Raw genomic sequence first — 20,669 nt, forward strand, 5'->3', positions numbered from 1 at the left:
AATTTACCTGAACGAAAATAATCCGAGTCCGCAAACGGGAAAATTTGCGAAAATATGCAATACGAATGTAACAAAGTCTATCTTTGCGTAAGTGTTTGTCCGACTTGTTGCGGCGCCGCCTCACTCGCATGATGCAAGTCAGTTGTAGCGATGCGCTTCAGGAGGTTGCCATGCTGTCCAAGGAAATTCACCGTCTCTTCACTTGGCTCACTCATTCGCACGCAAAGGTCATATCAGACCAGCCCGCACAGATCGGGGATTCATGCACCGTTTTCGACTTCGATCCGATGTGGCACGGAGACCACTGGCAGAACCTGCTCTCCTCGCCAATGGATGCGCGCCGTTATGTGATGGAAGACTGGAGCGTGCCCGCGCAGGCGGACTGGGACGACGTGGAAGGTACCGCGCCCGCTCATTAGAGACATTCGCGAAACTCGTCCGCCATAAAAAAAGCGCGACTGGAAGGTCGCGCTGACAAAGGTTTGGAGATCTTTTTCATCAACGAAAAAGTCTGCTTCGGAAAGCAGAAGTTACAGTATAGCGGTCATATGCAAGTTCGATTATTCACATAATTAACAATCGTCTATTGCCGCCACAACAACAATCGTTTTCCCGCATTTCTTCCCGTTGTTTTTCCGCATCGTTCGGTGTCGCGAATCAGCAACGCGCTTTAGGAAAATTCAGACGCCGAATCCGCCCAGTCGGCGCAAAGCCTTTATCCATAAGGCTCGAATGGCGATTAACGATCGTTTCTCCTCGCGTAATACTTTATTGCGCGAATCGGAACGCCAACTCCCGGAAGTGTCTCTCTACACTCTGCCTAATCGGAAACCGGCGCGGATCTGGTCAACGCGCTTCTCACGCGGATTTCGCTTCTCGCAGCGCTCGCGTGAAGGTCTCCTAAGCCAGGGTTTTATATTTCTCTCGCTCTTGGAGTTATATCAATGAAGAAGACACTCATGGTCGCGGCCCTGTCGGGCGTTTTCGTAACGGCAGCGCACGCGCAAAGTAGCGTCACCCTGTATGGCCTGATCGACGCCGGAATCACTTATACGAACAACCAGCATCCGAATCCGAGTAGTAACCAGCACGGCGCCAACGTGGCGATGACGAGCGGCTCGGTGAACGGCAGCCGTTTCGGCCTGCGTGGCGCTGAAGATCTGGGCGGCGGTCTGAAGGCCATCTTCACGTTGGAGAACGGCTTCGGCATCAATGACGGCACGCTCAAGCAGAACAGCCGTCTGTTCGGCCGTCAGGCCTTCGTCGGTCTGTCGAGCGACCAGTTCGGTGCCGTGACCCTCGGCCGTCAATACGACAGCATGGTCGACTACGTCGGCCCGCTGGCACTGACCGGCACGCAGTACGGCGGCACGCAGTTCGCGCACCCGTTCGACAACGACAACTTGAACAACTCGTTCCGTATCAACAATTCGGCCAAATTCCAGAGCGCGAACTACGGCGGCTTCAAGTTTGGCGGCTTGTACGGTTTCTCGAACCAGGCTGCCGGCTTCGCCAACAACCGCGCTTACAGTGCGGGCGCGTCGTATAACTGGGGCGGCCTGAACGTTGCCGCTGCGTACATGCAACTGAACAGCAATGGCGCGAACAGCGCAGCCGCTGCGTTCAACTCGGGTGGCGCGGTGTCGGGCGACAACACGTTCTTCGCTCAGCGTCAGCAAACGTGGGGCGCAGGCGCCAACTACGCGTTCGGCCCGGCAACGGTCGGCCTCGTGTACTCGCAGACGAACCTGCATGGCTTGGCAGGTATCAGCGCGGCCGCATCGGGCATAACGAGCGGCATCGGCTTCCCGACCAACAGCGCTCAGTTCCAGAACTTTGAAGCCAACGCCCGTTACGCGCTGACGCCGGCAATCAGCATCGCTGGCGCATACACGTACACCCGCGCCAACCTGTCGAGCTCGCACGTGCACTGGAACCAGGTCAACCTGCAAACCGCGTACGCATTGTCCAAGCGTACCGACGTGTATCTGCAAGGCGTGTATCAGGCAGCAAACGAAGACTCGATCGTTAACGCCTACATCAATGGCGTGGGCGGTGCTTCGGGCAACAACAAGCAAGTCGCTGTGACCGCAGGTCTGCGTCACCGCTTCTAAGCACTGCGCAAGGACTGGCAGTAGAGAAGGCGCCGTTCGCGGCGCCTTTTTTTATGTCCGTGCCGACGTGGGTTTTTGCCGCTTTGTGCGCAGGCCCGCGTGCGTGCACGTGAGCCCAGGTCCTCGCCAGAGGCCTAGCGGCCGCTATCAGGCAGCGGATACTTGACGTCGAGAATGTCGATCGACTGCGGACCGGCCGGCGTGAACAGCGTGACCGTATCGCCGACTTTAGCCTTTAGCAGCGCACGCGCAATGGGCGAAATCCAGCTTACGTGCCCGATGTCCAGGTCGACCTCGTCGACACCGACGATCGTCACCTGATGCTCTTCGCCGTCCTCGGTCGCATAGTCGACCGTCGCGCCGAAAAACACCTGGTCGACGTTTTCCTGCCGGCTGCTATCGACGACCTCGGCTAGATCGAGCCGCTTGGTCAGAAAACGGATGCGCCGGTCGATTTCCCGCAGACGGCGTTTGCCGTAGATGTAGTCGCCATTCTCCGAGCGGTCGCCGTTCGACGCCGCCCACGACACGAGCTTGACAACCTCGGGCCGCTCGACATCGATCAGATGCAGCAATTCATCACGCATACGCCGATGACCGGCGGGAGTCATGTAGTTTTTGGTGCCTGCGGGCACGTCGGGCTGGGCGATGTCGAGATCGTCATCGTTGTCTTCGCTCGACTCTTTGACAAAGGCCTTGTTCATAATCATCCGTTAACAGCAACTAGCAACAATCTCATAAAAGGTTACACGATCGGGCCGGCGACACAAATCGCCGTGATGGGCTTCCGTTTTTCAAATCTGTTGGCTATAATCTCGTCTCTGTGTGCGGCTGTAGCTCAGTTGGATAGAGTACTTGGCTACGAACCAAGGGGTCGTGGGTTCGAATCCTGCCAGCCGCGCCACCTTATTCGAGAGCGCTCCTTACAGGGAGCTCTCAGGTTTCATCAGTTTTTACAGTAAGCATCACCGTTTTGCGTGCGGCTGTAGCTCAGTTGGATAGAGTACTTGGCTACGAACCAAGGGGTCGTGGGTTCGAATCCTGCCAGCCGCACCACCTATGAAGGGCCTTCCAACCGGAAGGCCCTTTGTTTTTTCTGGCGCACCATGCCGTGCCCGTGCGCCAGCAACTCATCGCGGCGGCGACTGGATATCCCCAATTTGCCCATCCGGGTGCGGCAAGTCCTCGACGACCCCGCCCACCGTTTGCTCGCTGATCGTGTCGGTCCGCATGCCGGTCAGTGCCTGGCGCTCGCGCAGCACGTCGTCGACGGTATCGCCGAAACGGCTCACGACAAACGCCCGCAGCAAAGCAATGCGCAGCGAGTCGCCCATTCCCTCCGAGGCTCGCTGCCCGCCCTTGAACTCAGCGACACATACCGCGCCTTTATCGCTCTGCTCGCGCACGTCGATCCGCATCGCGCGCTCGAGCACAACGGCAGCCGCCTCCCATGATGCGGAAGGCGTGAAACGCCCGTCCCACGGACGACCACGATCGTTGCCGCGGATCGCAACAGTCTCGCCACTATCGGTAAAGTAGATTTCGCGCACGAAGTCGTGCAGGCTGCGCGCCACCCAGTAATCGAGCGCCACGCCAGCAAGGTCGGACACGTTCATCTGCGTTCCCCCTGGAGTTCAGGTGAGACCTGCCTTGAGTTGTATCCTGAGCCGCCGCACGAAAGATGCCTGACTGGCGTGAAGCGCCAGTCCAAGCCGCGCCGACGCCCAGCCGGAGGCCGTTCAGTAGTCCGCGCGCTCGCGGTCGATGCGCATGCCGCCGTCGTGGCGGTGATGCCCCTCTTCGCTCGGCCGCTCACGCGTGATGCGCATCACATCGGGATTCGTGCGCACGCGCCGCATCACATTGGCCAGATGCACCCGGTCGCTGACCTGGATCACGAAGCGCAGAATCGTGGATTCCTGCGACAGATCTTCGTCCATCGCGATATGGACGATGTTCGCGTCCGCCGATGTGATGTCGGCCGCTACGCGGGCGAACACGCCCTTGGTGTTCTTGACCAGTACCTTGACCGCGACATCGAACAGCCGCCCTGGCTGCGGCGCCCACGCGACGTCGATCCAGCGGCCCGGATCGCGCCGGTGGATACGCTGCGCGACGCGGCAGTCGGTGGTATGAATCGCCATGCCGAGACCGATGCCGATATAGCCCATGATGTCGTCGCCCGGAATCGGACGGCAACACGCGGACAGCTGCACCGACATGCCCTCGGTACCGGTGATGACGACCGGCGGCGCGTGCGGCGTCGAACCGGACTCGGAGCGCGAGCCGTCGTCGTCGGCGTCGCGCCCGCTCATCAGCACTTCGATGCGCTTGGCCATCACCGCGGCGACCCGCCGGCCGAGACCGATGTCCGCGAAAATTTCCTGACGGTTCTTGTTGCCCGTCCACTGCACGAGCTTTTCCCACGCCTCCGGCGTCACATCCGATAGCGCAAGGCCATAGCCCTTCAACGCCTGATCGACGAGACGCTCGCCGAGCTGCACCGACTCGTTCAGACGCATCGTCTTCAGATAATGACGGATCGCCGAGCGCGCCTTGCCGCTGCGCACGAAGCCGAGCCATGCGGGGTTCGGCTTCGAATACGGCGCCGTGATGACTTCGACGATGTCGCCGCTCTTCAGCTCGGTACGCAACGGCAACAGCTCGTTGTTGATCTTCACCGCGACGCACTGGTTGCCGAGGTCGCTGTGGATCGAGTACGCGAAGTCGAGCGCGGTGGCGCCGCGCGGCAGCGCCATGATCTTCGACTTCGGCGTGAACACGTAGACCGCATCCGGGAACAGGTCGATCTTCACGTGCTCGAGGAATTCGCTCGAATCGCCCGCTTCGCTCTGAATGTCGAGCAGCGACTTCAGCCACTGGTGCGCGCGCTTCTGCACGTCGTTCAGATCCGCGCTGCCGTTCTTGTACAGCCAGTGCGCGGCAACGCCCGCCTCGGCGATCTCGTGCATCTTGCGCGTGCGCACCTGAAACTCGATCGGTGCGCCGAACGGGCCGACGAGCGTGGTGTGCAGCGACTGATAGCCGTTCACCTTCGGGATCGCGATGTAATCCTTGAACTTGCCCGGAACAGGCTTGAAAAGCGCATGCAACGCGCCGATGCAGGTATAACACTCGAGCGCGCTCTCGACGACCACGCGAAAACCATACACGTCGAGCACCTGCGAAAACGACAGTTGCTTGTCGCGCATCTTCTTGTAAATGCTGAAGATGGTTTTCTCGCGACCGGTGACTTCGGCGTCGAGCTTCGCGTCCGCAATCGCGCGCTGCACCGATTCGAGAATCTTGCCGACCACCTCGCGACGATTGCCGCGCGCCGCCTTCACGGCTTTTTCGAGTGTCGCGTAACGGTGCGGGTTGAAGTTCGCGAAACTCAGGTCCTGCAGCTCGCGATAGGTATTATTCAGGCCGAGCCGGTGAGCGATCGGCGCGTAAATGTCTAGCGTTTCGCGCGCGACACGGCGACGTTTCTCCGACGGCACCGCGCCGAGCGTGCGCATGTTGTGCAGCCGGTCGGCGAGCTTCACGAGGATCACGCGCACGTCGCGCGCCATCGCGAGCAGCATCTTGCGGAAGTTCTCCGCTTGCGCTTCCTCGCGATTGCGAAACTCCATCTTGTCCAGCTTGGACAACCCGTCGACCAGCTCCGCGACCTTCGCGCCGAAGCGCTCGGCGAGCTCCGCCTTGGTCACGCCCTGGTCTTCCATCACGTCGTGCAGCAGCGCCGCCATGATCGCCTGGGCGTCGAGATTCCAGCCCGCACAGATTTCCGCGACGGCGACCGGATGCGTGATGTAGGGCTCGCCGCTCTGGCGATACTGGCCGAGGTGGGCTTCGTCGCTGAAGTGGAACGCCGCCTTGATGTCCTTGATCTCTTCCGGCTGCAGATAGCCGGACAGCGCAGACGTCAGATTGGCGATGGAGACGACGTCATGCCGGCGCGGCTGCTCCGGCGTGGCGGTCGGCCCGAACAGATGGCGAAACGATTGCTCGAGGACCGCGTCGATGTACTTGCGTGCAGAGGACGGCGAGTCGGTGTCGTGCTCCGCTTCCGTGGCGGTGGGCGGGGTAGCACTCATGGTCGCCTCCGGTAGCGGTCAGGGTTGGACGCAGTTCTGCACGTTGAGCAATCCGGTGTGGCGAATACCGGCAAGTCGAAAACGAAAATCCGTGGGCCTTAGACCGGCACCTTCTTCAGCATTTCGACGCCGACCTGACCCGATGCGATTTCACGCAGCGCGAGGACGGTGGGCTTGTCGCGGCTTTCGATTTTCGGCGTGTGGCCTTGAGCGAGCTGACGCGCGCGATAGGTTGCGGCAAGCGCGAGTTCGAAACGGTTCGGGATCTGTTTGAGGCAGTCTTCGACGGTAATGCGGGCCATGTTGGGTTCCTTCTCAGTATGTTGCTTATTCTACCTTATGTGCTTGACACCACGCCGCGCTCACGCGTGCGGCAGGTGGATGCCGAGCTGCATGGAAAAGCTGCGTGTGACGCGCGTACTGCGACGCGAAGCGCGAGCGCGTCGCGCCGACGAGGCACTGCAACTCCGCCAGCGCGCGATCGAAGTTCTCGTTGATCACGACGTACTCCGCTTCGGCCGCGTGCGCGATCTCGCCGCCCGCCGCGAGCAAGCGTCGTGTGATTACGTTCGGCTCGTCCTGGCCGCGCTTTTTCAGACGCTCTTCGAGCGCTTCGAGCGACGGCGGCAGAATGAAAATCTCCACAGCGTTGTTGAATTGCTTCTTCACCTGCTGCGCACCCTGCCAGTCGATTTCGAGCAGCACGTCATGGCCGTTTTTCATCTGCTCCTCGATCCACACGCGCGACGTGCCGTAATAGTTGCCGTGCACTTCCGCGCTTTCGAGAAACTCGCCCGCGTCGTGACGCTGCATGAAATCTTCGACGCTCGTGAAGTGATAGTGCTCCCCGTCCTGCTCCTTCGGACGCGGCGGGCGCGTCGTGTAGGAGATCGACAGACGGATCGCGTCGTCGCTCGCGAGCAAAGCGTTCACGAGCGTCGACTTGCCCGCGCCCGACGGCGCGACGACCATGAACAGGTTGCCGGGATAAGCGCCGGCGTACGAATGGCGCGCCGCGCCGGTTTCGCGTGGATGGTGGTCGGTCATGATGTGTGGTGCTCCAGCCTTATTCGAGATTCTGTACCTGCTCGCGCATTTGTTCGATCAAGAGCTTCAGCGTCATCGACGAATCCGCGAGTTCCTTCGCCGCCGCCTTCGAACCGAGCGTGTTCGCTTCGCGGTTCAGCTCCTGCATCATGAAGTCGAGCCGCTTGCCGACCTTGCCGCCCTTCTCGATCACGTGACGCGTTTCGTTCAGGTGCGCGGTGAGGCGCGACAGCTCTTCGGCGATGTCGATGCGAATGCCGTACATCGTCACTTCCTGGCGAATCCGCTCGTTGATCTCTTCGCGCGACACGATCGTCACGGCCGCATCCGGCGCGGCGATGCCGAGCGCTTCCTGCAGACGCTCGACGATTTTCTGCTGATGTCGCGCAATCAGCTCGGGCACGAGCGGGGTGATCTTCACGACGATCGTCTCCATTTCGGTGACGTTGGCGAGCAGCATCGTCGCGAGTTGCGCGCCTTCGCGCGCGCGCACGTCGATCAGGTCCGCGATCGCCTGCTTGCCGCATCCGAGCACCGCTTCGCGCAGCGTCTCGGGCGCGATGCCGCTTTCGGCGAGCACGCCCGGCCAGCGCAGAATTTCGCCGGTGCGCAGACGGCCGGCTTCAGGAAACGTGCCGAGCACCGTGCGTTCCAGCTGCGCGAGTTGCGCGAGCGCGTCGCGGTTGATCGCGCCCGCGTTCGCCGACTGCTCGCTGCGCTGCAGATTCACGCGAATGTCGACCTTGCCGCGCGACAGCTTGTTCATCAGCATCTCGCGCAGCGTCGGTTCGACGACGCGCACGTCTTCCGGCATGCGGAAGTTCAGATCGAGAAAGCGCGAGTTCACCGTGCGCAATTCGACCGACACGCTGACGCCACCCGTGCCCGAGGCTGCCACGAGTTCGCGCGTGGCGCTCGCATAGCCAGTCATGCTGTAGATCATCGTATTTCTCGCGATTGGGGCCATGCGGTAGACGATGGCCTGAGAAGCGGATCGCCCGGCGTGTACGAGACGCGGGGCGGGGAATCGGCATTATCCCATTTTTGTTGCAGCCATCCGTATGGGCAACCGCCCTATCCGATCGGCGGTAAAATTAGCGTTTTTCCTCCGCCCTCCTCCAGCCCATCCCGACCCATTCCGACATGAGCAACGACACCCAACGCCCCAGCGGCCGCCAGCCCCACCAGTTGCGCGACGTGCGTATCACGCGTCACTACACGAAGCATGCGGAGGGCTCGGTGCTGGTCGAATTCGGCGACACCAAGGTGATCTGCACCGCGAGCGTCAGCGAGAGCGTACCGCCGTTTCTGCGCGATCGCGGCCAGGGCTGGCTCACCGCCGAATACGGCATGCTGCCGCGCGCCACGCATACCCGCAGCGACCGTGAAGCCGCGCGCGGCAAACAAACCGGCCGCACGCAGGAAATCCAGCGGCTGATCGGCCGCGCGCTGCGCTCGGTGTTCGATCTCGAGAAGCTCGGCGCGCGCACGCTCAATCTCGACTGCGACGTGATCCAGGCCGATGGCGGCACACGCACCGCGAGCATTACGGGCGCGTTCGTCGCCGCGCATGATGCGGTCGCCAGATTGCTTGCCACGGGCCGCATCGAAAGCTCGCCGATCCTGGATTACGTCGCCGCGATTTCGGTCGGCGTGTACGACGGCGTGCCGGTGCTCGACCTCGACTACGACGAAGACTCGCAGTGCGACACCGACATGAACGTCGTAATGACGGGGGCGGGCGGCTTCGTCGAAATTCAGGGTACCGCGGAAGGCGTGCCGTTCTCGCGCGAAGAAATGAATGCGCTGCTCGGTCTCGCGAGCGACGGCATCAGCACGCTGATCGCAAAGCAGAAAGAGGCGCTGGGAGTGCAGCAGTGAATGAGGGTCGTCAGGACAGTGGCGGGAACAATGCTCACGGCGTAACGTCGGGAATGCCGCTGAAAAAGGTCGTGCTCGCGTCGAACAACGCGGGCAAGCTGCGCGAATTTGCGGCGCTGCTCGGCGCGGCCGGCATCGAGTTGATCGCGCAAGGCGAGCTCCACGTGCCGGAAGCGGAAGAGCCGCACCCCACCTTCGTCGAAAACGCGCTGACGAAAGCCCGTCACGCTGCGCGGCTCACCGGCCTGCCCGCGCTCGCCGACGACTCGGGCCTTTGCGTGCGCGCGCTGCGCGGCGCGCCGGGCGTCTACTCGGCCCGCTTCGCGCAACTCGCCGGCGGCGAGAAAAGCGACGCGGCGAACAACGCGCGCCTCGTCGACGAACTGCGGGACGTGAGCGACCGCCGCGGCTATTACTACTGCGTGCTCGCACTCGTGCGTCACGCGGACGATCCCGAACCGCTGATCGCCGAAGGCCGCTGGCATGGCGAAATCCTGGACGCGCCGCGCGGCGAGCATGGCTTCGGTTACGACCCGTACTTCTATCTGCCGTCGCTGAACGCGAGCGCCGCCGAACTCGAGCCGGCGGTCAAGAACGCGAGCAGCCATCGCGCGATCGCGCTGCGGCAACTGCTCGCGCGTCTGTCGGAGGAAGCGTGATTCCGATCCGATCGACGCCGGCGGACATCGGCAAGGGTGTCGTCAGTGCGTTCACGTCGCCGGGCAGCATCCGTTTGACGTCGCTGCCGCCACTTGCGCTGTACGTGCATTTCCCGTGGTGCGTGCGCAAGTGCCCCTACTGCGACTTCAATTCGCACGAGTGGAAAGGCGAGACGTTCCCGGAGAACGACTACCTCGACGCGTTGCGCGCCGACCTGGAAATGGCCTTGCCACTGATCTGGGGCCGCCAGGTGCATACGGTGTTCATCGGCGGCGGCACGCCTAGTTTGCTGTCGGCGGCGGGGCTCGATCGCATGCTGTCGGATATTCGCGCGCTGCTGCCGCTCGATGCCGACGCGGAAATCACGCTCGAAGCGAACCCCGGCACGTTCGAAGCCGACAAGTTCGCGCAGTTTCGCGCGAGCGGCGTGAACCGGCTGTCGGTGGGCATCCAGAGTTTCAACGAAACGCATCTGAAGGCGCTCGGCCGCATTCACGACGCGGCGCAGGCACGCCACGCGGTCGAAGTCGCCGCGACCACGTTCGACAACTTCAACCTCGACCTGATGTTCGCGCTGCCCAGGCAAACGCTCGCCGAATGTCAGGCCGACGTGGAAACGGCGTTGTCGTTTGCCCCGCCGCATCTGTCGCTGTATCACCTGACGCTCGAACCGAACACGCTATTCGCCAGGTTTCCGCCCGCGTTGCCCGACGATGACGCGTCCGCAGACATGCAGGACTGGATTCATCAACGCACCGCCGAGGCCGGCTACGGGCGCTACGAGGTGTCCGCGTATGCGCAGCCGCATCGGCAGAGCAAACACAATCTGAACTACTGGCGCTTCGGCGACTATCTCGGCATCGGCGCGGGCGCGCATACGAAGCTGTCGTTTCCTAATCGCATCGTGCGCCAGGCGCGCTACAAACATCCGACCACGTTCATCGAGCAGGCCAGGGCTGGTGCGAGCGTGCAGGAAGAGCATGAGGTCGGGCCGCGCGATCTGCCGTTCGAGTTCATGCTGAACGCGCTGCGCCTGGTAGAAGGATTTCCGGTACATCGGTTCATCGAGCGCACGGGCCTGTCGATCACGACGATCGAGCCGGCGTTGCAGGAAGCGGAACAGCGCAAACTGATCACACGCGACCACGAACGGATCGCGCCGACGCCGCTCGGCCAGGCGTTCCTGAACGACTTGCAGGCGCTGTTCCTGAAAGATCCGCAGTGATGGCGGGTCACCTAGACTCGGCAGCGAAGTCTTTTCAGGTTACAATTTGCGGCTTGGAGGTGTGGCCGAGTGGTTTAAGGCACCGGTCTTGAAAACCGGCGAAGGAGCAATCCTTCCGTGAGTTCGAATCTCACCGCCTCCGCCAGGCTTTCAAGAAAAACCCCGTAAGTTCAGTGACTTACGGGCTTTTTGTTTTTCTGGCCCGAGGTGGAGCAGTTCTCCGCTCTGATAGACCAGCGGTACGGTCGCTGCCCGCGAACATCCGCGCTACGGGCGCGAAAAGCCGCAATGTTCGTGCGGGCGCTTTTTTCCGTTTCGTCGAGAGCCGTCGAGATTTTGGGCGGTCGCCCATGTACGGACTGCCTGTCGCACAGTAATTATCTGACTGCTGTCAACTCCGGCAGCGACTTCAGATAGACCATCGACACACCCATGTCCCTGTCCGTATTTGAAATGCACTCCGTGGAGCTGTTCTGCCAGCGGCCACCGGGTGCCTGTTATGTCATCTGCGACGAATGGCACTATAAGGCGTGCCTCGGCAAGGCCGCAGACCTTCAGAGGGCCAGGGCGGAGACCCGGGAATTTCTTGCTATCGCCGCACTGAATCGCAGGAAGTGGGAGGAGGACCGGAAACTGATTAGGAATCTCATTGGCAGTCACTGGCTGTTTTTTCATGATGTACGGGACCGCAACCCTGATACCGATGGCTGGTGGGTGATCGTTGCTCTTCTCGAAGAGATTCGCCGGGGCAAACTGCTTGCCGTTAAAGGTCCGCGTAATGGCCTGTTTCCGTCACCGTACAGCAGCACGCCGTTAATGAATCCCGTAGCGAGGACAGGCAGTCACCCGGACGGCGAACCCATTTTGTCCGTCCAGTATGATCCGGCCACCTGGCAAACCCGGTTGAACGCTGCGCGGGCAGCCAGGGCTGGCGATAGAGGCTCATCAACGCTGCTCGGCGACGCGCAGCCGTTTGAGTATGTGCCTGATGCGTTGAGCGGCGATGTGGTTGAACTCGCCGAGAGCACGAACAACCCAAACTACGCGGCGAAGATGCTGGGGTATGACCGCAAGACCTTCGGCAGGATGATCCATATGATGAAAGAAGACAATCGAATGCGCGGGGGACGACAACGTTATTTGGCACGACGATGGGAATGTCGAGTTCAGAGGCGCGATCATCGACAACATGCATAGCTGGGCACCCTGAGAGAAACAGAGATGGCACCCGAACACAAACTCGCCCACGCAGCGTTCACGATCTATCAGGACACCGAGCCGCCCGAATTCTGGACGAACTATTTTGGCGTATCACCATCTCGCGCGGGAGCCAAAGGGCAGCCCAGGTTAATGCCGTCCGGCATGATGAGCAGCATTCCTTGGCGGCAAGGCACATGGATCGTTTCGAGCGCGGAGGCAATAATGAGCGACGATCTGACGCCTCATCTTCGCTATCTGGTGGGCCACCTCGGGCTACCCCGTGCCGATTTGCGAGAACTCATCGAGCGCACTTGCGCGCAGATGCGCTTCTTCTGCTATTGGGACAACGAGAGCGGCGACCGCGTGCCTGACGTGCCCGACGATATTCGCACCATGATGGAAGCCATGGGCGGCACGGTCGAGATCGATGAATATCGATAGAGCCTCGCTCGAATGCACAAGCCGATGCTCGGGAATTGGCTTTTTTTGCAACCCTGCAAGGCACAGCGCGAGTGTTATGGGCCGCACTTCTGAATTAATCCTCTATGCTGCAAACAGGCACGGCCCCCGTACCCACCATCACGACCTAAACCACCGCCACCGCCTCAACCTCGATCTTGAACCCATAGTGCAACTGCGGCACCGGCACGACCGCGCGCGCCGGCCTTGCCTCGCCGGCCCAGCCCGCATAGATCTGATTGAAGCTCGCCCAATGTTCGACATCGACGACATACACGCGCACCTGCACCAGTTGCGCGACGCTGCTGCCGACGCTTTCGAGCGCCGCCTTCACATTGGCCAGAACCTGTTCGGCCTGCGCGTCGAACGACGCATCGGCGAGCTTTTCGCCTTGCGCGTTGATCGGCAACTGCCCGGACACGAAGACGAAGCCATTCGCGACCGCGACATGACTGTAGTGGCCGCCAGGTTTCGCCAGCGCGGCCGGATTGTCGGTATGGGGCAAACGTAAGGCGTGCGTGCTATCGGTCATCAACCACTCCAGAAGTGAAAATCTCGGAGCGATTCATCGCCGTGCTTCATTCAGCACGAACCCGCGCAACACGCAACACGCATCACGCGTCCGCCATCTCGAGCTTTTCGCGCGCATCCGCGCAACGACGATTCAGATCGCGATGCATCAACTGGCTATCGAGCAGAGCCGATACATCCGTCAAACCGTGATCAAAGCGCAAGACGTATTCGATGTCGGTGTAATCGTAATAAGCGCCGCTGTCGGCCAGCCGTTGCGCTTCGGCGAATGCGGCTAATTGCCGTTCGCCGTTCATCAGGTCTTTGATCGCCATGAGTGCCGCTCCGAGGAACAGTGACTTCATCATAGCAATGCAAAGCGCGACGCACGGTGGTGCGCGCGCAACACCAGGTGTTTTCCGGAGACGCGTCCGATGAACTCACGCGTCGGCCGATGCCCACAGCCGCAATAGCACGATCGTCATCCAGTTTTCACGCCGTTTTAACAGCGCTCGCGCAGTGCTCACCCTCGAGATCCGAACAACACGCTCACACAGCCGCAACCGGCGACTTCGTCCCGTGCCAACGCATCACGAGCATGCGTCCGACAAAGCACAGACAGCCCGCCACGCCGACCACGATACCCATGCCCTTCGGCGTGCCGTCCTGCCACAGTCCGACCGCGAGGCTCGACAGTGCGCCGAGCGCGAGCTGCACCGCGCCGAACACGGCCGCCGCGGCGCCCGCGTTGGCGGGATAGCGATGCATCAGATCGGTCGTGCAGTTGGCGGACAACACGCCCACCACGCTGACGACGAAGAACAGCCCGAACACGATCGACCATAAGCCGCCCCACCCCGTCAGCGACACGACGGACACGAACAGCGACGCGACGAAGCTCACGGTCGCCGCGAACGAGATGATCGGCACCGGCCCGAGCCGGCCGACGAGCCGCGTGTTCAGGTAATTGCCGAAGATGATGCCGACGATGTTCAGCGCGAACAGGAAGCCGTAGTGCTGCGCGGACACGTGGAAATACTCGATGTATACGAACGGCGTCGCCGTGATGTAGGCGAACATCGACGCGAACGCCATGCCGCCGCACAACATGTGTCCCCACGCAACCGGATCGCGCAGCAGCGTGCCATACGCGCCGAACGACTTCAGCAGCGCCGACTGCGCGCGCATCTCGCGCGGCCACGTCTCCGGCACCTTCAGGAATGCGGTCACCGCGCACACGGAACCGAACAGCGTCAGCGCGACGAACACGGCGCGCCAGCCGCCCAGCAGCAGCAACTGTCCGCCGATCAGCGGCGCGAGCAGTGGACCGATCGCCGTGACGATCGCGATCATCGACAGGACGCGCGCCGCGTCGCCCGGCTCGTGCGCGTCGCGCGCGATCGCGCGAGCCAGCACCGACGCCGCGCCCGCGCCCAACGCCTGCACGAAGCGGAAACCAACCAGCGAGCCGATCGAGACCGACAGCGAGCAGGCGATGCTCGCGAGCGCATACATGATGATGCCGCCAAGCAGGATCGGCCGACGGCCATACGTATCGGACAGCGGACCGTACAGCAGCATGCCGATCGAAAAGCCGAACATGAAGCTCGTGAGCGTCGATTGCGCGGCGCCCGTGCCGACCGCGAAGGCCTGCGCGATGGTCGGCAGGCTCGGCAGATACATGTCGATGGAAATCGGCCCGCACGCGGCCAGCGCGCCGAGCAACAGGATCAGCCGGCCATCGGGCCGGCGTCTGACGACGTGAGACATGGGAAATCCGGATGGAACGCCGCGCCGGCATCGGCAGCGGAACGGGTGAAGCGGGAACGGCCATCAGTTGACCGGCTCGATTGTACGCGACGGTTAATCCGCTGACGGCGCTCGTGGCCCGCTGCGTGGACGTTGCGCGACAGCGCCGCGCGGCGCAATCAGCCTCGATCGGTTAAGCTGCCGCCAGCATGCCCAACGCGCTTCCGTATGCGCAGCTTGACGGCCCGACATAAAAGCTCGACGTCGCGCAACGCCCTTCCCCTGATCCCGTTCGAACCCGCGATGACCGCCTTCCTGCTCATCTGGAGCCCCAAAAAATGGCCGTGGCCCGAGTTGCCCGACATCGCGAAACGCGTGGCGGCCGGCGACGCGGTGGCCGACGTGTGGGGCTGCGGCTTTGCGCGCGGCATCCTGCCCGGCGATCGCGTGTTCCTGCATCGCGTCGCGCAGGAGCCGAAGGGCATCTTCGGTTCGGGCTACGTGACGCGCGCGCCCTACGAAGTCCCCGACGCGTCGACCAAACGCGGCTACCGGCTGTGCATCGATTTCGTCTACGACTGGCTCGTCGATGCGCATCACGCGCCGGTCATCACGCGCGATCAGCTGCGTGTGCATCCGTTCTCGGTGCAGACGTGGGATGCGCAAAGCTCGGGCACGATCATCAAGCCGATCGCCGAAGGCGCGCTGGAGAAGCGCTGGGCCGAATTGACCGGCAGGCGCAAGCCGCCGACGATACCCGCACCGGGCAGCCAGGCGAAACACGCGCCGCCGTGACCGCCCGCCCGCACAGCCCGCCGGCGCCGACTCCGGTACAATTTCTCGATCCACCCCAGCATCGCGCGAAGGGTCCGCGGGAATCGTCCGAGGCCCTTTGCGCCGCTGCGCAACCCCTGCTCCCTATTCCAGCCATCGCCATGTCCAGAAACGAAACCCTCTTCGAACGCGCGCAACGCACGATCCCCGGCGGCGTGAATTCGCCGGTGCGCGCTTTCCGTTCCGTCGGCGGCACACCGCGTTTCATCGAGCGCGCGCATGGCCCGTACTTCTGGGACGCGGACGGCCAGCGCTATACCGACTACATCGGCTCGTGGGGCCCCATGATCCTCGGCCACGTTCATCCCGAAGTGCTGGAAGCCGTGCAGCGCGCGCTCGTGAATGGCTTTTCGTTCGGCGCGCCGACCGAGTCGGAAGTCGAGATCGCCGAGGAAATCTGCAAGCTGGTGCCGTCGATCGAACAGGTGCGCATGGTGTCGAGCGGCACCGAGGCGACGATGAGCGCGCTGCGTCTCGCGCGCGGCTTCACGAACCGCAGCCGCATCGTCAAGTTCGAAGGCTGCTATCACGGCCACGCGGACAGCCTGCTCGTGAAGGCCGGCTCGGGCCTCCTGACCTTCGGCAATCCGACCTCGGCGGGCGTGCCGATCGATATCGCGAAGCACACCACCGTGCTCGAATACAACAACGTCGCCGAGCTCGAAGAAGCGTTCAAGGCGTTCGGCAACGAGATCGCTTCGGTGATCGTCGAGCCGGTCGCTGGCAACATGAACCTCGTGCGCGCGACCCCTGAATTCCTGCAGGCGCTGCGGCGCCTGTGCACCGAGTATGGCGCGGTGCTGATTTTCGACGAAGTGATGTGCGGCTTTCGCGTCGCGCTCGGCGGCGCGCAGCAACTCTACGGCATCACGCCGGACCTCACCTGCCTCGGCAAGGTAATCGGCGGCGGCATGCCGGCGGCGGCGTTCGGCGGCCGGCGCGACATCATGGCTCACCTCGCGCCGCTCGGCGGCGTCTATCAGGCGGGCACGCTGTCGGGCAATCCGATTGCGGTCGCGGCCGGCCTGAAGACGCTGCAGCTGATCGAGGCGCCCGGCTTCTACGACACGCTCGCCGCGCGCACCACGCGTCTCGCGCAAGGGCTCGCGCGGGCGGCACGCGAAGCGGACGTGCCGTTCGCGGCCGATGCGCTCGGCGGCATGTTCGGCATCTACTTTCGCGAATCGATCCCGACGAGCTTCGCCGACGTCACGAAGAGCGATGTGCCGCGCTTCAACGCGTTCTTCCACAAGATGCTCGACGCGGGCGTGTACTTCGCGCCGTCCGCGTATGAGGCCGGCTTCGTGTCGAGCGCGCACGACGACGCGGTGATCGACGCGACGATCGACGCCGCGCGCGGCGCGTTCGCAGCGTTGAAAGGCTGAAGCCGGGCCCCAAGCAAAGGCCGCAACTCGCACGACCCAGACACCGCACCACAACGGACACCGATGTTCTCGCAAACCGATTTCGTCCACATGGAACGCGCGCTCGCGCTCGCGAAGCGCGGCATGTATACGGCCGACCCGAATCCGCGGGTCGGTTGCGTGCTCGTCAGAAACGGCGAGGTGATCGGCGAAGGCTTCACGCAGCCGGCCGGCCAGGATCACGCCGAAATTCGCGCGCTGAAGGACGCGCGCTCGCGCGGCCACGACCTGCGCGGCGCGACCGCCTACGTGACGCTCGAACCGTGCAGCCATTTCGGCCGCACGCCGCCGTGCGCGAACGCGCTGATCGAAGCGCAGATCGGCCGCGTGATCGCGGCGATGGAAGATCCCAACCCGCAGGTCTCCGGCCGCGGTCTCGCGATGCTGCGCGAAGCCGGTATCGAAGTGCGCTGCGGGCTGCTCGCGAACGAAGCGCGGGAGCTGAACATCGGCTTCGTGTCGCGCATGACGCGCGGCCGTCCGTGGGTGCGCATGAAAGTGGCGGCGTCGCTCGATGGCCGCACCGGCTTGCCGTCGGGTGAGAGCCAGTGGATCACGAGCGCGGCCGCGCGGGCCGACGGTCATGCGTGGCGTGCGCGCGCGTCGGCGATCCTGACCGGCATCGGCACTGTGCGCGAGGACAATCCGCGCATGACCGTGCGCGCGGTCGATACGCCGCGCCAACCGCACCGCGTGCTGATCGACAGCCAGCTCGACGTGCCGCTCGACGCGCAGATCCTGGCCGGCGCGCCGACGCTGATCTTCTGCGGCGAGCTCGACGCGCGTCTCGAAGAACGCGCGAGCGCGCTGCGCGAGCGCGGCGCCGAGATCGTGCCGCTGCCGAACGCGTTCGGCAAGGTGGATCTCCCGCGCATGCTGAGCGTGCTTGGCGAGCGTCACGTCAACGAGCTGCACGTCGAAGCCGGCTACAAGCTGAACGGTTCGCTGCTGCGCGAAGGCTGCGTCGATGAACTGCTGGTCTATCTCGCGCCGAGCCTGCTCGGCGTGGACTCGATGAGCATGTTCAATCTGGACGCGCCCGACCAGCTCGAAGACCGAGTGAAGCTGAATTTCCACACGGTCGAGCGGATCGGCGACGATCTGCGGATCCTCGCGCGTTTCGCGCCGACAGCCTTACCCGGGACCGACACCGTGTCGCCCACCGTTTCGAAATGATCAAGGACTAGCACGATGTTTACAGGAATCGTCGCGGCAGTGGGCCGCATCGAATCAGTCAAGCCGCTCGGCACGGGCGGCGACGTGGGCGTGCGCCTGAACGTCGAGGCGGGCGGGCTCGACCTCGCCGATGTGCAGCTCGGCGACAGCATCACGATCCAGGGCGCCTGCATGACGGTGGTCGCGAAGACCGCTCATTCGTTCGAGGTCGACGTGTCGCGCGAGAGCCTGAACCGCACGGCCGGTCTCGGCGAAACCGGCGAGGTCAATCTCGAGAAAGCGCTGCGCGCGCATGACCGGCTCGGTGGACATATCGTGTCCGGACACGTCGACGGACTCGGTATCGTCACGCGTTTCGCGCCGGTCGGCGAATCGCACGAGCTGCGCGTTCTCGCGCCGCGCGACATCGGTCGTTATCTCGCGTACAAGGGATCGATTACGGTCAATGGCGTGAGCCTGACCGTGAACTCCGTCGTTGATCGCGACGACGGCTGCGAGTTTTCGATCAATCTGATTCCGCATACCGTGCAGGTGACGGCGCTCAAGCATCTGCACGACGGGGTAAAAGTGAATCTGGAGATCGATCTGATTGCGCGCTATGTGGAGCGGATGCTCAATGCGCCGCGCGATGGCGATCCATCCTCGACGTAACCTGGCCACTTCCCTCGAGACCGTTACGCGATACCTGGAGCGCATGCTCGGTGCGTATCCGGAAAGCGATCGATCCGCGCAGCAAGCCGGTTTGAGCGAGGCGAATCCGGGGCCGTGACCCAGCGCGCGTGCACGATCCGAAGCTGACAAACACAATGAAAGAGCCGCACCTGCTCCGGCGCTGCGGTCGCGCACGCGCCGCGTCCCAATGCGATCGTGCGTGCATGGGTCGACGAACGTGGACAGATCAGCGACGCGGTCGTCGAAGTCTCGTCCGGCAATCCGGCGTTCGACAACCTCGCCCTTCAGGCATCGCGGCGTGCCCAGTGCAGCGCTCTCACGGGCATGGACAATCAGCCTGTGGCGGTCGAAACGAATTTCGTTTTCAATCTACCGCACGCGAGCGGCGATACGGCTCGCTCCGGCGCAGGCGTCGCGGCGGCCGCGAGCAACGCGGACTCCACACGACCGCCGTCTTCTCCCGCGGGCGCGACCGGTTCTTCGCTGTTGCTCGAGCCTTGCGAGCGCCCCTTGCGACGACTCGCCCAGAACGCCAAGCAACGGCAGCACGACGCTTCAGGAATTCGGCCGGCAAGACCGCCGGCCGTTGGCAACGAAAGGCGGCGGCCGTGTCGCCACGGCGCCGCCTCGTGCGATTACGCTTCGGCCGAAGCGCGCAGACGATGCACGAGCTGGTTGTCCTTACCCTGGACCAGCGGCGTGATCGTGAAGTTGAACTCGATCTCCTTGTACGTATCGGCCTTCAGGCCCAGCGCCGCGCCACCGCTTTTCTCGACGACCGGCGGAATCAGCTCTTCGCGCGTTGCATACGCGAAGTCGTCCCAGATCAGCGGATCGCCTTCGATGTTGAACTGCGTGGTCAGCTTGCGATGGCCGTCGCTGCTGACGAAGAAGTGCACGTGCGCCGGACGGTTGCCGTGACGGCCCAGCACGTTCAGCAACTGCTGCGTCGAGCCGTGCGGCGGGCAGCCGTAGCCTACCGGCATCAGCGTGCGGACCTCGTACTTGCCGTCGGCGCCGGTCTTCACCGCGCCGCGCAGGTTGAAGTCGCTCTGCGCGCCGGTCGGATCGAAGTGCGAGTAGAAGCCCTTCGAGTTCGCGTGCCAGCACTCGACGACCGCGCCGGCGACCGGCTTGCCGTCCAGATCCTTGACCGTGCCGCGAATCACGAGCGGGCCCGCGTCTTCGTCCGGGTTGATGTCGATCTTCGAGACGCCCTCGCGCACCGTCGCGCCGGCGACGTACAGCGGGCCTTCGATCGTACGCGGCGTGCCGCCTTCGAGACCGATCTTCTTGTCCTCGGCGTCCATGCGGATGTCGAGATACTTCTCGATACCGAGGCCGGCCGCGAGGAGCGCCGCTTCGCCGTCCTGACCGAGCTTGTTCAGATAGTTGACGCCGGCCCAGACTTCGTCGGGCGTGATGTCGAGGTCATCGATTGCCTTGAACAGGTCGCCCAGCAGACGGAAAACGATCTGCTGGAAACGCGCGTTGCCACTCCCGGCATCGACGTTGGAAGCGGCTTTCAGCAGATCCTGCACTTCTTTGGTTTCAAATACTTTGACGCTCACGATGACTGTCTCCAGTTGGTATAGGGGGAAAAGATGGCTTTGGATGC

20 protein-coding genes, 3 tRNA genes and 2 pseudogenes are annotated in these 20,669 nt (G+C 63.0%); 15 read left to right on the plus strand and 10 right to left on the minus strand.

The genetic code is table 11. The annotated features are described in order from the left end of the window. The first annotated feature begins 170 nt into the window (after positions 1-170). Together OKW26_RS29590 and OKW26_RS29595 are read left to right on the plus strand one after the other, a co-directional pair. Positions 171-419, plus strand: a complete 249-nt coding sequence (locus OKW26_RS29590) for a hypothetical protein (RefSeq protein ID WP_429355996.1) — start codon at positions 171-173, stop codon at positions 417-419. Between the two features lie 525 nt (positions 420-944). After that, positions 945-2,114, plus strand: coding sequence for a porin (locus OKW26_RS29595; protein ID WP_090801447.1), 1,170 nt, complete (start codon positions 945-947; stop codon positions 2,112-2,114). 134 nt (positions 2,115-2,248) lie between these two features. Here OKW26_RS29595 and greB read toward each other — a convergent pair whose 3' ends face one another. After that, positions 2,249-2,818, minus strand: coding sequence for a transcription elongation factor GreB (gene greB, locus OKW26_RS29600; RefSeq protein ID WP_184053119.1), 570 nt, complete (start codon positions 2,816-2,818; stop codon positions 2,249-2,251). 123 nt (positions 2,819-2,941) lie between these two features. Between greB and OKW26_RS29605 the strand changes: the two genes are divergently transcribed. Then, positions 2,942-3,018 (plus strand) — tRNA-Arg (locus OKW26_RS29605). A 75-nt stretch (positions 3,019-3,093) separates the two neighbouring features. Beyond that, positions 3,094-3,170 (plus strand) — tRNA-Arg (locus OKW26_RS29610). Positions 3,171-3,244: 74 nt separating this feature from the next. Here the strand turns inward: OKW26_RS29610 and OKW26_RS29615 are convergent. The 5 genes and pseudogenes from OKW26_RS29615 to OKW26_RS29635 form a co-directional block, all read right to left on the minus strand. After that, complete coding sequence (locus OKW26_RS29615; protein WP_429355997.1) at positions 3,245-3,730, minus strand: phage protein NinX family protein; 486 nt, start codon at positions 3,728-3,730, stop codon at positions 3,245-3,247. A 123-nt stretch (positions 3,731-3,853) separates the two neighbouring features. Further along, positions 3,854-6,214: a RelA/SpoT family protein gene (locus OKW26_RS29620; RefSeq protein WP_090801451.1), complete on the minus strand. Its 2,361-nt coding sequence runs from the start codon at positions 6,212-6,214 to the stop codon at positions 3,854-3,856. Between the two features lie 98 nt (positions 6,215-6,312). Next, positions 6,313-6,516 (minus strand): DNA-directed RNA polymerase subunit omega, encoded by a 204-nt coding sequence (gene rpoZ / locus OKW26_RS29625; RefSeq protein WP_008921215.1) that lies wholly within the window; start codon positions 6,514-6,516, stop codon positions 6,313-6,315. 60 nt (positions 6,517-6,576) lie between these two features. Beyond that, positions 6,577-7,261, minus strand: a pseudogene (gene gmk / locus OKW26_RS29630) (guanylate kinase). 19 nt (positions 7,262-7,280) lie between these two features. Beyond that, entirely contained in the window at positions 7,281-8,204 is a 924-nt protein-coding gene (locus tag OKW26_RS29635) for a YicC/YloC family endoribonuclease (RefSeq protein ID WP_090801455.1), read from the minus strand. Positions 8,205-8,404: 200 nt separating this feature from the next. Here OKW26_RS29635 and rph point away from each other — a divergent pair, with 200 nt between their 5' ends. From rph to OKW26_RS29665, 6 genes are all read left to right on the plus strand, one after another. Beyond that, on the plus strand, positions 8,405-9,142 hold the full coding sequence (gene rph / locus OKW26_RS29640; protein ID WP_429355998.1) for a ribonuclease PH: 738 nt from the start codon (positions 8,405-8,407) through the stop codon (positions 9,140-9,142). Positions 9,143-9,195: 53 nt separating this feature from the next. Continuing rightward, positions 9,196-9,801, plus strand: coding sequence for an RdgB/HAM1 family non-canonical purine NTP pyrophosphatase (gene rdgB / locus OKW26_RS29645; protein WP_429355999.1), 606 nt, complete (start codon positions 9,196-9,198; stop codon positions 9,799-9,801). Then, entirely contained in the window at positions 9,798-11,027 is a 1,230-nt protein-coding gene (gene hemW / locus OKW26_RS29650; RefSeq protein WP_187613210.1) for a radical SAM family heme chaperone HemW, read from the plus strand. The genes rdgB and hemW overlap by 4 nt, the downstream gene beginning before the upstream one ends. 55 nt (positions 11,028-11,082) lie before the next feature. Further along, positions 11,083-11,172, plus strand: a tRNA-Ser gene (locus OKW26_RS29655). Between the two features lie 287 nt (positions 11,173-11,459). Further along, positions 11,460-12,224 carry a hypothetical protein gene (locus tag OKW26_RS29660; RefSeq protein ID WP_429356000.1) on the plus strand — a complete coding sequence of 255 codons (765 nt, stop codon included), beginning with the start codon at positions 11,460-11,462 and terminating at the stop codon, positions 12,222-12,224. Between the two features lie 225 nt (positions 12,225-12,449). Beyond that, entirely contained in the window at positions 12,450-12,668 is a 219-nt protein-coding gene (locus OKW26_RS29665) for a hypothetical protein (protein WP_429356001.1), read from the plus strand. Positions 12,669-12,813: 145 nt separating this feature from the next. Here OKW26_RS29665 and OKW26_RS29670 read toward each other — a convergent pair whose 3' ends face one another. The 3 genes from OKW26_RS29670 to OKW26_RS29680 all read right to left on the minus strand — a co-directional run bounded on the left by OKW26_RS29670 (position 12,814) and on the right by OKW26_RS29680 (position 14,966). After that, positions 12,814-13,218, minus strand: coding sequence for a RidA family protein (locus OKW26_RS29670; RefSeq protein WP_429356002.1), 405 nt, complete (start codon positions 13,216-13,218; stop codon positions 12,814-12,816). 82 nt (positions 13,219-13,300) lie between these two features. Further along, positions 13,301-13,531 (minus strand): hypothetical protein, encoded by a 231-nt coding sequence (locus tag OKW26_RS29675; protein WP_429356003.1) that lies wholly within the window; start codon positions 13,529-13,531, stop codon positions 13,301-13,303. Positions 13,532-13,745: 214 nt separating this feature from the next. Further along, complete coding sequence (locus tag OKW26_RS29680; protein ID WP_184058073.1) at positions 13,746-14,966, minus strand: Bcr/CflA family multidrug efflux MFS transporter; 1,221 nt, start codon at positions 14,964-14,966, stop codon at positions 13,746-13,748. Between the two features lie 282 nt (positions 14,967-15,248). On the opposite strand from OKW26_RS29680, the gene OKW26_RS29685 reads away from it, so the two are divergent. The 5 genes and pseudogenes from OKW26_RS29685 to OKW26_RS29705 form a co-directional block, all read left to right on the plus strand. Continuing rightward, entirely contained in the window at positions 15,249-15,740 is a 492-nt protein-coding gene (locus OKW26_RS29685) for a hypothetical protein (protein ID WP_184058075.1), read from the plus strand. A 140-nt stretch (positions 15,741-15,880) separates the two neighbouring features. Next, entirely contained in the window at positions 15,881-17,164 is a 1,284-nt protein-coding gene (gene hemL / locus OKW26_RS29690; protein WP_429356004.1) for a glutamate-1-semialdehyde 2,1-aminomutase, read from the plus strand. 63 nt (positions 17,165-17,227) lie between these two features. Further along, on the plus strand, positions 17,228-18,379 hold the full coding sequence (gene ribD, locus OKW26_RS29695; protein ID WP_187617179.1) for a bifunctional diaminohydroxyphosphoribosylaminopyrimidine deaminase/5-amino-6-(5-phosphoribosylamino)uracil reductase RibD: 1,152 nt from the start codon (positions 17,228-17,230) through the stop codon (positions 18,377-18,379). A gap of 15 nt (positions 18,380-18,394) precedes the next feature. Further along, entirely contained in the window at positions 18,395-19,030 is a 636-nt protein-coding gene (locus OKW26_RS29700) for a riboflavin synthase (protein ID WP_429356005.1), read from the plus strand. A gap of 216 nt (positions 19,031-19,246) precedes the next feature. Beyond that, a pseudogene (locus OKW26_RS29705) lies at positions 19,247-19,363 on the plus strand (energy transducer TonB family protein); the annotation flags it as partial. Between the two features lie 323 nt (positions 19,364-19,686). Here the strand turns inward: OKW26_RS29705 and catA are convergent. Next, entirely contained in the window at positions 19,687-20,622 is a 936-nt protein-coding gene (gene catA / locus OKW26_RS29710; protein WP_429356006.1) for a catechol 1,2-dioxygenase, read from the minus strand. Positions 20,623-20,669 lie beyond the last annotated feature (47 nt).

Source organism: Paraburkholderia sp. 32 (assembly GCF_050435345.1).
In the GTDB taxonomy this organism is placed as follows: Bacteria; Pseudomonadota; Gammaproteobacteria; order Burkholderiales; family Burkholderiaceae; genus Paraburkholderia; species Paraburkholderia tuberum.